Origin of the sequence: Lentzea sp. NPDC051208 (assembly GCF_040682435.1) — a bacterium.
GTDB classification, from domain to species: domain Bacteria; phylum Actinomycetota; class Actinomycetes; order Mycobacteriales; family Pseudonocardiaceae; genus Lentzea; species Lentzea kristufekii.
The window spans coordinates 462,743-474,396 of the sequence record NZ_JBFBAW010000004.1; the positions used below are offsets into that span (position 1 = coordinate 462,743).

Annotated in this window: 11 protein-coding genes and 1 pseudogene; 8 read left to right on the forward strand and 4 right to left on the reverse strand. The window is 69.5% G+C overall.

What is annotated here, in order from left to right; translation table 11 throughout:
* Positions 1–50: 50 nt before the first annotated feature.
* The 4 genes and pseudogenes from AB0M48_RS12370 to leuC form a co-directional block, all read right to left on the reverse strand.
* Positions 51–484: pseudogene (locus AB0M48_RS12370) on the reverse strand (type I glyceraldehyde-3-phosphate dehydrogenase); the annotation flags it as partial.
* A 31-nt stretch (positions 485–515) separates the two neighbouring features.
* A complete protein-coding gene (locus AB0M48_RS12375) occupies positions 516–710 on the reverse strand; it encodes a hypothetical protein (RefSeq protein WP_363839665.1) in 195 nt (64 codons plus the stop codon).
* Positions 707–1,315: a 3-isopropylmalate dehydratase small subunit gene (gene leuD, locus AB0M48_RS12380; protein WP_363839668.1), complete on the reverse strand. Its 609-nt coding sequence runs from the start codon at positions 1,313–1,315 to the stop codon at positions 707–709. Before leuD ends, AB0M48_RS12375 begins: the two co-directional genes overlap by 4 nt.
* A gap of 14 nt (positions 1,316–1,329) precedes the next feature.
* Positions 1,330–2,739 carry a 3-isopropylmalate dehydratase large subunit gene (gene leuC / locus AB0M48_RS12385; RefSeq protein ID WP_363839671.1) on the reverse strand — a complete coding sequence of 470 codons (1,410 nt, stop codon included), beginning with the start codon at positions 2,737–2,739 and terminating at the stop codon, positions 1,330–1,332.
* A 254-nt stretch (positions 2,740–2,993) separates the two neighbouring features.
* On the opposite strand from leuC, the gene AB0M48_RS12390 reads away from it, so the two are divergent.
* The 8 genes from AB0M48_RS12390 (at position 2,994) to AB0M48_RS12425 (ending at position 11,402) form a co-directional block, all read left to right on the forward strand.
* Complete coding sequence (locus AB0M48_RS12390; protein WP_363839674.1) at positions 2,994–3,281, forward strand: hypothetical protein; 288 nt, start codon at positions 2,994–2,996, stop codon at positions 3,279–3,281.
* Between the two features lie 119 nt (positions 3,282–3,400).
* Entirely contained in the window at positions 3,401–3,715 is a 315-nt protein-coding gene (locus tag AB0M48_RS12395) for a hypothetical protein (protein ID WP_363839677.1), read from the forward strand.
* A gap of 214 nt (positions 3,716–3,929) precedes the next feature.
* Positions 3,930–4,934 (forward strand): TauD/TfdA family dioxygenase, encoded by a 1,005-nt coding sequence (locus AB0M48_RS12400; RefSeq protein ID WP_363839680.1) that lies wholly within the window; start codon positions 3,930–3,932, stop codon positions 4,932–4,934.
* 44 nt (positions 4,935–4,978) lie between these two features.
* On the forward strand, positions 4,979–6,160 hold the full coding sequence (locus AB0M48_RS12405; RefSeq protein ID WP_363839683.1) for a hypothetical protein: 1,182 nt from the start codon (positions 4,979–4,981) through the stop codon (positions 6,158–6,160).
* The gene (locus tag AB0M48_RS12410; RefSeq protein WP_363839686.1) at positions 6,157–7,005 is read left to right on the forward strand and encodes a prephenate dehydratase domain-containing protein; all 849 of its coding nucleotides are present in this window, start codon (positions 6,157–6,159) and stop codon (positions 7,003–7,005) included. Before AB0M48_RS12405 ends, AB0M48_RS12410 begins: the two co-directional genes overlap by 4 nt.
* Positions 7,006–7,391: 386 nt before the next feature.
* Positions 7,392–8,738, forward strand: a complete 1,347-nt coding sequence (locus tag AB0M48_RS12415; protein WP_363839948.1) for a 3-deoxy-7-phosphoheptulonate synthase class II — start codon at positions 7,392–7,394, stop codon at positions 8,736–8,738.
* A 31-nt stretch (positions 8,739–8,769) separates the two neighbouring features.
* Complete coding sequence (locus tag AB0M48_RS12420; protein WP_363839689.1) at positions 8,770–9,942, forward strand: pyridoxal phosphate-dependent aminotransferase; 1,173 nt, start codon at positions 8,770–8,772, stop codon at positions 9,940–9,942.
* A 263-nt stretch (positions 9,943–10,205) separates the two neighbouring features.
* Positions 10,206–11,402 (forward strand): hypothetical protein, encoded by a 1,197-nt coding sequence (locus tag AB0M48_RS12425; protein ID WP_363839692.1) that lies wholly within the window; start codon positions 10,206–10,208, stop codon positions 11,400–11,402.
* Positions 11,403–11,654 lie beyond the last annotated feature (252 nt).

Here is an 11,654-nt window from a genome sequence, read left to right on the forward strand (position 1 = left end):
GCCGGGTCCGCGCGGATCAGGCGGTCCTCAGTCTGCCAGGAGCAGCACGTGTCCGGCAGGCGGTGGGAGAACCCGGTCTCGTTGTCGTACCAGCCGGCCACCTTGACGGTGCGGCCACCGACGACCTCGGTCAGGCCCGCACACGCAGGATGCCGGATTTCCGACGACGTCCGCGGATACCGGCCGCTCGTCGGTGTACTCCAGAACACCGGCTGGTGGACGCCTGGCAGCGGCGAAGGCCGCGTTGATCTCCTCGACCGCGGTGTCCCTGCTCATCTGCGCGGTCAGGTCGGTCAGCAAGCCCACCGGCACCGGTACGCGGATCGAGTAGCTGCCCGAGTCTTCCCGACGACTCGGGCAGCACCAGTCCGATCGCTTGGGCCGCATGGGTGGTCGTCGGGATCAGGCTGAGCGCGGCCGCCCTGGCTCTGCGCAGGTCCTTGCGAGGGCCGTCCTGAAGGTTCTGGTCTTGCGTGCAGGCGTGACCGTCGTCATGAGGCCGTGGCCGACCGGGGTCAGTCCGCGTAACCAGCGGAGAAGCCGACGACGACGTGCACCGCCGGCACGCCTTGAGCGCGTGTGGCGGCCGCCGCGCGTGCGGCGTTCTCCAGCACCCCGCGCTCGCGCACCTGGTCGAGGCACACCTCGGGATAGCGGTCGTCGGGGTGGGTGATCTCGTTGATCGGATCGAGCACCAGCAGTGCTCTCATTCGGGGGGCTCCACGGGTTCGGTCGTCAGCGACGGGCCCGGAGGGCGGGACCGCTCGAAACCGGCGATGTCGGCCTCGTGGCGCAACGTCTCGGTGATCAGGTCGACCCCGTGCAGCAGCCGTGCCCGCGCCGCGGGGTCGATGTCGAACGGCACCACACGGTCCGAGTGGCGCACTTCGCGCGCTACCAGGTCGACGGTGATCTCCAGCCAAGGATCGACTTCGACGAGGTCCCACAGCGTGCGGATCTCGTCGTCCGGCAACGCGACCGCGAGCAGGCCCCTGGTCAGGGCGTTGCCGAAGAAGATGTCGCCGAAGCGCGGGGCCAGCACCGCGCGGAACCCGCTCGACTGCAGCGCCCACACCGCCGACTCGCGTGACGAACCGGTGCCGAAGTCCGCGCCCGCCACCAGCACGGTGGCACCCTGGTGCTCCGGCTTGTTGAGCACGAACCCCGGGTCGTCGCGCCAGTCCGCGAACAGGATGTTGGTGTAGCCGCCCCTGGCGTAGTAGGGCACGAACCGCGCGGGGGAGATCTGGTCGGTGTCGACGTCGCTGCGGCGCAGCGGCATCGCCGTACCGGTGTGTGCGGTGATGGGGAACATACGTCCTCGGTGGGTCAGAGGTCGGACGGCGCGGCCAAGTGGCCCGCGACGGCGGTGGCGGCGGCCACCGCCGGGGAGACGAGGTGGGTGCGGGAGCCCTTGCCCTGCCTGCCCTCGAAGTTGCGGTTCGACGTGGACGCCGCGCGCTGGCCCTGAAGCAGCCGGTCGTCGTTGAGGCCGCAGCACATCGAGCACCCGGCCGCCACGCGGAAGTCGGCGCCCGCCTCAGCGAAGACGTGGTCCAGCCCCTCGGTGACGGCTTGCGCGCGCACGTCGGCGGACCCCGGCACGATCATCAGGTGCACCCCGTCAGCCACTTTGCGGCCTGACAGCACTGCCGCGGCGGCACGCAGGTCCTCGATCCGCCCGTTGGTGCACGAGCCGACGAACACCGAGTCCACCTTGATGTCGCGCATGGCTGTGCCGGGTCGCAGGTCCATGTAGTCGAGCGCCCGCCGCGCGGCTGAGCGCTCGCGTTCGTCGGTGAAGGCGTCCGGGTCGGGGACCACCTCTGCCAGCGGCAGGCTCTGCGCGGGATTGGTGCCCCACGACACGAACGGGGTCAGCTCGCTCGCGTCGATCACGAACTCGGTGTCGAACTCGGCGTCGTCGTCGGTGCGGAAGGCCAGCCAGCGCTCGACCTCGGCGGCGAAGTCGGCAGGCATGCCAGGGCGGTCGCGCAGGTAGCGCACGGTCGTCTCGTCCGGACCGATCACTCCGGCCTTCGAACCGGCCTCGACCGCCATGTTGCACAGGGTCATGCGCGCTTCCATCGACATCGCCGTGATCGCGGGCCCGCGGTACTCCAGGGCGTGTCCCTGCGCGCCTCCCGTGCCGATCCGCGCGACCAGCGCCAGCGCCAGGTCCTTCGCCTCGACGCCGGCGGGCAGGTCGCCCCGCACGGTCGCCGCCATGTCCTTCAACCTGCGCGCGGGCAGGGTCTGGGTGGCCAGCACGTGCTCGACCTGGCCGGTACCGATGCCGAACGCCACCGCTCCGAACGCGCCGAGTGTGGTGGTGTGCGAGTCGCAGCAGACGATGGTCATGCCCGGCCGAACCAGGCCCTGTTCAGGCGCGATGACGTGCACGATGCCTTGTTTCCGGTCGCCGAGCTTGCGCATCGGAATGCCGAACTCGGCGCAGTTGCGGCGCAGCAAAGCCGATTGGCGGCGGCCCGCGGGTTCGCGGATGACTTCGTCGAGCGACCTGGTCGGGGTGTTGTGGTCCTCGACCGCCAGCGTGAGGTCGGGTCTGCGGACCGCACGTCCAGCTGCCCTCAGGTCGTCGAAGGCGTACTGCGTGTTGACCTCGTGCAGCAGGTGGAGGTCCACGTAGAGGAGGTCGTCGAGCCCGCCGTCGCCGGAACGCACGACGTGCTCGTCCCACACCTTCCTAGCCAGGGTCCGGCCTTGGGTTGCTCGCATGTCCCCAAGCTCATCCGCTGGGGCGGTGGGCGGGCAACGGCCGACGGATGAGACGTGCTCGTCCCTCGGCTAGGGCGATGTCCACCCGTGTCCACCCGGTGGAGTCACGCTTTCGCGTGGGCCGCCGGGCTGCTACCGCTGACATGACCTGTTTGTGCGGTTACCTGGTCGGGGAGACAGTACGTCCGCCTCGGCTATCGCAGGCCAGGAACGCAGGGAGACCCCACCGCCTCGGGCCTGACCACCGCCGGACGGTGCTGGGGATCGGTGTCGCCGCGCAGGCCGGTTTCTCCGCGGCCATCTCGGGTCTGCCGGTGACCGGCACGTCGATGCGGGGCGGCTACCTGCTGACGACGTTCATCCTCGGAGTCGTGATCGGCGCCACCTACCTGGGCACCGCCGTCTCCGAGATCGCCTGGTGCATCTGGCCCGACCGCTCGGCGAGTACAGGTGCCGCTGGTCGGCCTGCTCACGACGGGCTCGCGCTCGCGCTGATGGCGATCGGGCTGGTGCCCGGTGGAGGTGGCGTGCCGCCGACGTGACAGCTGGCCGTCGCGATGTTCCTCGTGGGCGCACTCGGTGGTGCCATCGGCATCGCGTCGCTACCCGGACTGGCCGCGGAGCAGGGCTTCCACGTGGTCTACCTGTTCCTCGCCGCGCTGTGCTTCATCACCGCCGTCGCCTCGTCGACGCCCGGACAGTCCTGGTCGCCGCCACGCCGGCGATCGGCGGTGTGTTCACCAACGCCGGGCACGGCGTCGCCTACATCGAGATCGCCTCTATGGTGGGCGCGGCCAAAGCGGGCACCGCACCGGGACTGGAGAACACCACCGTGTCCGCGATGGCCTTCCTCACCCCGCTGCTGATCCCGCTGGCCGGAGTCGTGGCCGCTGGTGTGGCTGCTCGTCGGCATCGCCTCGGGGGGACCCCTGGCCCAGCGGCGCTCAAGGCGGCACGGGCCACCGGGACAGCCTGACCCCGGTCAAGCGGGAACGGCGGATGTCCGCTGCGAACGACTGTCCACAACAGACATTCGCTGTCGGCGTCCACGGCTGCACCGATGGCGTCGTTGCTCCGAACGCACGTCGCCCACCTCCACCTCCAGCTCCTCGGTCTCCTCCCTCGGACGATTCGCCGGCATGGCGAGGTCGTGAGAATCGAAGTCGATCCGATCGCCAGAGGGGGACTTCATGCAACCGATCCACACGTTCTCCGATACCGAACGGGACGACATCCGCGCGGCGTTGGAAGCGATCACCGTCGACCCCTACCGCGACTACCTCGGCTTCACGGCCGCAGTCGCGGCCCTGGTACGGGACGGCCTGCCCGCCCCGCTGGTGAAAGTCGCCGACCAGATCCGGGGCGAGCGCGAGAGCGGCCACTCCGACGTGCACGCGCTGCGCAACTGTCCTGTCGACACCGAACTGCCGACTCTGTCGCACAGCAACCCGCAGGCCGACAAGTACGCGCGGAAGAAGACGTACGTCGGTGAGGCGTTCCTCGCGGCCTTCGGCCTGCTGACCAAAACTCCGCTGCTGGCCTACGCCACGCGGTTCAACGGCGACTTCTTCACCGACGTGTTCGCCATCGACAAGTACTTCGGCAAGCAGACCGGTTACAGCGACGGCGAGCTCGTGTTCCACAACGACCGCACCGCGCACCCGGTCCGCGCCGACTTCATCACCCTGCTCGGCATGCGGTGCCCGGCGGAAGAGATGACCTACACCGCGTTCATAGACGGACGCTCGCTGCTAGCGAACCTCAGCGCCGACGAGGAAGCGGTGCTGCGCCTGCCGTACTTCGTGACACCGTTCGACGTGGTGTCCAAGGACAACAACAACTCGCTCACCGAGTCGGCGCCGCACGTCATCTTCGAGAACGATCACAGCATCCGGTACCTGGACTCGCACACCACGGTGTCGCGGACCGCACCACCGGAAGCCAAGGACGCGTTGCTGGCGCTCAAGAGCGCGCTCTCCCGTGCGGAGCGCAAGCGACACCGGATCCTCGAAGGCGACCTCTTCACCTTCGCCAACCAAGACGGTCTGCACAACCGCGAGCTGATCGAGGTCGTCGACGTTGAACGATCCCGTTCGCGCTGGCTGCTCAAGACCTACGCCTTCCGCGACCAGGCGGCCGCCGACCGGCACGCCGATCGCTGGATCGACGGCATCCCCGGACTGGTTGGGGACTGAGGGAACCGGTGACCACGGACCACACACCCACCGGGGAGGAAGTCATGGACCAGAGCACGCGGCGCATCGCTTTGTTCGACACCACTTTGCGCGACGGCGAGCAGGCTCCCGGCAACGCCATGCGCCCCGAGGAGAAGCTCGACCTGGCCCTGCGCATCGCGGAGCTGGGCGTGGACTGCGTCGAGGCAGGCTTCCCCGCGTCGTCGCCGAGTGACTTCGAGGCGACCCGCCTGATCTCGCGGAACCTTCGCGGAACCCGGTTCGCCACCTTCTCCCGCACGTCCCGCTTCGATGTCGCGCGCGCCGTCGAAGCGGGAGGCGTGGACAACCACGAGGTGCAGATGGTGGCCACCGGCAGCCGCATCCACCTGGAGCACAAGCGCGGCATCACCGCAGCCGCTGCTGTCGCCGAGGTCACCGACACCGTCGCTTTCGCCCGATCGCTTGGCGTGGAACACATCTCGGTCGGCATCGAGGACGCGAGCCGCAGCGACGACGACCTGCTGCGCGCACTCACCGAAAGCGCGCTGGAGGCAGGCGCGACATGCATCATCCTGGCCGATACCACCGGGTGCCACCTGCCGGCCGAGTACGCCGAGCTGATCGGCAAGATCCGCTCGTGGGCGCCCCGCCCGGTCCGAGTGTCCACCCACTGCCACAACGACTTCGGGCTGTCGCTGGCCAACGCCATCGCCGGTCTGGAAGCGGGCGCTGACGAGGTGCAGGTGACGCTCGGTGGCATCGGTGAGCGCGCGGGCAACACCCCGCTGGAGGAACTGGCCGCGGTGCTGGCCTACAAGTCCGCCGAGCTCGGGATGCGGGCCGACATCAAGCTGGAGGCCATGTACGCGGCCTACAACCGGTTGCGCGAGATCATCGGCCTCGAGGAGCCGAGGAACAAGGCGATCTTCGGCACGTACGCGTTCGGCACCGCGGCGGGCATCCACCAGCAGGGCATCCTGAACAACCCGGCGACCTACGAGTTCGTCGAGCCGTCCCGTTTCGGCCGCGAGCGTTCGCTGCTCATCGCCCGCCACTCCGGCCGGGCCGTGCTGCGCCACATCCTGGACAACCTCGGTGCGCGGGTGACCGACGCCGAGCTGGAGAACCTCTACCGCAGGCACGTCGCCGAACGCCCCGGTGGCGACTGCGAGGACCTCTCGGTAGTGCAGGCCAGGATGGCCGCGGAACTGTCCGTCGCACCAGTCCCGGTCGAAGCGCCATGATCCGCGCCTACCTCGGGCCGCAAGGGACCTTCAGCGAGACGGCGGCGCGCTCGTTCGGCACGCGGGTCCGTCCCTACACCTCGGTCTCCGCCGCGCTCGCCGCCGTGCGCGGTGGCGAGTGCGACGCGGCCGTCATCCCGTTGGAGAACAGCACGAGCGGCGTGGTGCCCGCGACGTTGGGCGAACTCGCCAGGATCGGCGAGGACCTGTGGGTCGACGGCGAGGTCGAGGTGCCAGTGCGACTCGCGCTGCTCGGTGCGTCCGGAGCGAGCCTGTCCGGCGTCAGCCGTGTGCGCAGCCATCCACACGCGCACAGCCAGTGCGCCCGCTGGATCAGCGAGTCGCTGCCTGGTGTCGAGGTCGTTCTGTCGGACTCCACCGCCGCTGCGGCGAGGGAGGTCGCCGCGGGCGGTTCAACCGCGGAGACCGCCATCGCCTCACCCGAGGCCGCCGCCCACTACGGCTTGAGCGTGCTCGTCGACAGCGTGGGTGACCGAACCGGCGCGTGGACGAGGTTCGTGTCAGTCCGCCCGGCGGGTGAGCCCGTCCTTCCGACCGGGTGCGACCGGACATCGTTGCTGATCACACACCGGGTCAACCGGCCTGGCGTGCTCGCCGGGTCGTTAGCCGAGTTCGGCGCGCGTGGTGTGAACGTGGTCTGGCTGCACTCGTGGCCGGACGGGTCGAGCCTGCGCCGCTTCCGGTTCTTCGTCGACGTGGAGGGTCACCTGGACGACCCGCCCCTCGCGGATGCCGTTGCGGCACTGCGGAAATCCGCCGACGTCGTGGTCTTGGGCAGCTATGCCCGCGCACCCCGTGCAGTGGTGGAGGAGGTGGTCAGGTGACCGGGACGCACACTGCCATGCCGTACCACGAGGCGGTGATCGGGACGGGTCCGCGCGGAACGGTGGTGCTGGAGCGGATCGCAGCCCGGCTGGCCGCGGAGCCCCGCGACCGAGCGGTCGAAGCCCCTTGCCGTCGACGCGGTGGAGGTGGGCGCCGGCCGCGTGCACAGCACCGACCATCCCGATTGGCTCCTCATGAACACGGTCCTCGGCCAGATCTCGGCGTTCTCGGGCTTGCCGGACGACGAGCAGGCTCGCCCCCGTCCGCGTGCCCGGCGAAGTGGTCGCGCGGTGCGTGACGTGCTCCACCGACAAGGAGAAGCCCAGTGACCGCCACCGTCCCGACGCTGGCACCCGCCCCCGCCCGGATCGGCCAGTCCACCGCCATCCCCCGTCCTCACTTCGACCTGCTCCGCCCGGACGTCCGGGCCGGATTGGTCGGCGCGCTCGACCTGCCCGCCGCCCAGCAGCCGTCGTGGCCCGACCAGGGTGTGCTGCGGGCGGCGTCGGCCGAACTCGCCGAAGCCCTGCCCGTGGTCACCTCTGCCGAGATCGGCACCCTCACCTCCCGCCTGGCCGATGTCGCGACGGGCTCAGCGTTCTTGCTGCAGGGTGGTGACTGGGCGGAGACGTTCGACGGCAACACCGAGACGCGCCTGCGTAGGAACATCCAGACGATGCTGCGGATGAGCGCCGTGCTGGGCTACCACGGGGGCATTCCCGTGGTGCACCTCGGCCGGATCGCGGGCCAGTACGCCACACCCCGCTCCGGCGACACCGACGCGCTCGGTCTGCCCGGCTACCGCGGTGACGCCGTCAACGCGGTCGAACCCACGTCGGACGGCCGGGTGCCCGACCCCGACCGCATGGTCCGCGCCCACGCCAACGCCTGCGTCACCATGAACATTGTGCGGGCGGTGGTGGGCACGACCAGCATGCGCGGCGCGCACCAGGGCTACGAGGAGTTCCTCGCCTCGGCCCGCGCGGGCGGCCGGTACAACGCGATGGTCACCGAGATGGACCGCGGTCTCGCGTTCATGAACGCCTTCGGTTTCTCCGGCGACCTGGCGCGGGCGCCGGAGTTCTTCGAGGGGCACGAGGCACTGCTGCTGGATTACGAGGCGGCTCTGGTCCGCGCCGACGAATCAGGGCGCGCTTATGGCACGTCCGGGCACTTCCTGTGGATCGGCGAACGGACCCGCCACCTCGACGGCGCGCACATCGCGTTCGCCGAGCACCTGTCGAACCCGATCGGCGTGGAGCTGGGGCCGGCGACATCGCCAGAGCAGGCGCTCGACTACGTCGAGCGGCTCGACCCGCGGCATGAGCCGGGCAGGGTCACCCTGATCGCCAGGATGGGCAACGGCCGCGTCCGCGAGGCGTTGCCGCCGATTGTGGAAAGGGTGGCGGCGTCCGGGCACGAGGTCGTGTGGCAGTGCGACCCGATGCACGGCAACAACCAGAACTCCGGCAGTGGCCACGAGATCCAGCACTTCGACCGAATCGTCGACGAGGTGCAGGGCTTCTTCGAGGTACACCGCAAGCTCGGCACCCATCCCGGTGGCGTTCACCTGGAACTGGCTGGCGACGACGTGACCGAGCGCCGGGGTGGCGCACAGCAGATCTCGGAGGCGGACAGCACGCGCCGCTACGAGACCGCGTGCGATCCGCGGTTGAACTCCCAGCAGTCGGTGGAACTGGCGTTCCTGATCGCGGAGATGCTCCGGTCCTGACCGGATGCCGAAGCAGAACGAGGAGATGGCGATGACCAAGCGTGCGGCGCGAAGGGTGGCGGGCGTCGAGCGGTCGGCGACCGTGGCCATGCTGGAGACGGTGCAGCACCTGCGGGCGTCTGGTGCGTCCCTGGTGGACCTGTCCAGGGGCGAGCCCGACTTCACCACCCCGTCCGGGATCACGGAAGCGGCGATCCACGCGTTGCGCTCGGGCCAGACCCACTACTCGCCCAGCCGCGGGTTGCCCGGACTGCGCGCGGCGGTGGCGGCGAAGTTGGCGAAGGACAACGGCATCCTGGTCAACCCGGCTGATGGGGTGATCATCACCCCATCGGCCAAGCACGCCCTCTACGCGGCGCTGACCGCGTTACTCGACCCCGGTGACGAGGTCGTGATCCCGTCTCCGGGCTGGGTCAGCTACGCGGCCATGGTGTCGCTGGCGGGCGCGACACCGGTGCCCCTGCCGCTGGACCCGTCCTCGGGCTTTCGCATCTCCCGTGACGACTTGGCAGCGGCGATCACCCCGAACACCCGCGTGCTGCTGGTCAACAGCCCCAACAACCCCACCGGCCGGGTGCTCGACCCAGCCGAACTGGAGGCGGTGGTGTCCGTGGCACGAGCCCACGATCTCATCGTCATCTCCGACGAGATCTACGAACACCTGCGCTACGATGGCCGCTCGCACCTCAGCCCGGCCGCTCATCTGCCCGAGAACACGCTCACCGTCAACGGCTTCTCCAAGGGCTACGCCATGACGGGGTGGCGTCTCGGCTACCTGGCCGGACCGGAAGACCTGATCTCCGCCACCCTCAAGGTGCACGAGCACAGCGTGAGTTGCGCCGCGACCTTCGCCCAGATCGCGGGCCAGGCCGCACTGACCGGAGGCACCGGGGCCGTCGTCGCCATGCTGGCCGCGTACACCCGGCGACGTGACCTCCTGGTGCGCGGGCTCAACGCGTTGCCGGGAATCACCTGTGCCGCGCCGGAAGGCTCGTTCTACGCGTTCCCGGACATCCGTGCGACCCACCTGCCGGACGCGGCCGAGTTCGCGGACTGGCTGCTGCGCGAGGCAGGTGTGGTGACGACGCCCGGTTCCGCATTCGGTCCTGGGGGACAGGGCCACCTGCGGCTGTCGTTCGCGGCGTCCGAGGAGGAACTGGAGGAAGCATTGGCGCGGATCGAGAAGGCTCAGAGCCGCATCTGAACGACGAGCACGACAAGCGCCATGTCCCGGCTCAGCAGAAGACCACCTGGTCCAGGCTCGGCCACAACCTCCGAATCAGAAACCGCGCATGAGCAGACGGACAGGACCTGGCGTCCGTTCGGCGCGCATTCGATGGTGCCGTTACCGCGCCTGCACCAGTAGAGCTCGACCAAGTCCTGCTCAGCCTGATGGCCGCGCCATGACGGCGCCGCTGTCGCCGACGAGCGGCAGCACATGTACGACCGGACACGAAAGGCAGGGGCATGCGCATAGCGATCATCGACCGAGGAGGGGCGGACCGGTTCGCACGGGCCAACGGTGACGCCTGGCTGCACCGATCCGGCACCGACGCGGTGTTGCTCACCGACCTCGACAAGGTGTCGAAGTGCCGGCTGAGCGACTGGTCCGCGGTGCTCGGCTTCCCGATCAACTCCGAGCCGACCCTGATCGGGGTGCTCACAGCCCTGCACGCGGGGCTGGGCCTGGACGCGGTCGTGGTCTTTCCGGAGAACCTCCAGCTGCCGGTGGCCCAGTTCCGCACCGAGCACGGCTTGCCGGGCCCGCACACCAGCTGGGTGGCGCCGTTCCGCGACAAGGACCTCATGAAGCAGGTCGCGCGGGCCGGTGGGCTGCGTTGCGCCCCGCACGCCCCGGTGGACGCGCCCGCCGACGTGGCGCCGTTCTTGGCCCGCTACGGCAAGGTCGTGGTGAAGCCGAGGGACGGTGCCGGCTCGGTCGGCGTGCACGTCCTGACGAGCCCGGCCGACCTCGACCTGCTCCCGCCGCAGCTGCGCTACCACCAGGTGGAACAGTTCGTGGAAGGCGAGATGCTCCACGTCGACTGCCTGGTCCGCGACGGGAGCGTGCTGCACCGGACGGTGTTCCGCTACGTCAACTCGCAGCTGGAGCACACCACAGGCCAGCCGACCGCTACGGCCACCATCGACGACCTCGCGCTCCAGCGGGCAGCCGACGCACTGACCAGCCAGGTGCTGGAAGCGTTCTCGGTGAGGGACTCCGTGCTGCACCTGGAGGCGTTCATCAGCCCGGACGGGCTCGTCTTCAACGAGGTCGCCTGTCGCGTCGGCGGCGGGACGATCAACGAGATGGTCTACCGGCTGAGCGGTTACAACCTGATGGGGTCCATGATCGACATGGCCGTGGGTGAGCCGAGCAAGCCGGACCCCGACTGGCAGCCGGGCCCGCCGGCAATCGGCGACGTGATGTTCTACGCCCGCCCAGGGGTGTTCGAGGGCATGGACGACGCCATGGTGCCACCCGAATGGGTGCTTTCCAGGCAGGTCTTCGCCGACGTCGGCGATAGCGTTCAACCGCTCGGGCGGGTCGGCGGCAGCATCGCGCAGTACGTCGTGGCCGGCTCCGACGAGGAAGAGGTCCGGGCTCGAATCGACTGGATACGCGAGAAGGTCACCGTCCGGGTGGAGCAGCCGTGCAGGTGACGGCGATCGAAGCCGGGGTCGTGACGGCGCCGCTGCACCGGCTCAGTTCAAGCGCGGACGGCCCGTGACCGGCGTCCAGCCACTGCTCGTCGTCCGCGTGCAAGGCGAGGACGGCGGCTGGGGACCCAAGTCCTGAGTGTGCTGTCGTTCATGTCGGTTCTTTACCGCATGTCGATGTGTCGAAGATTCCGCGCTTTCTTTCTTCGGGAGCCGTAGGCCCCGCGTGATGTGCGCTGCACGGCACCGCTTGTG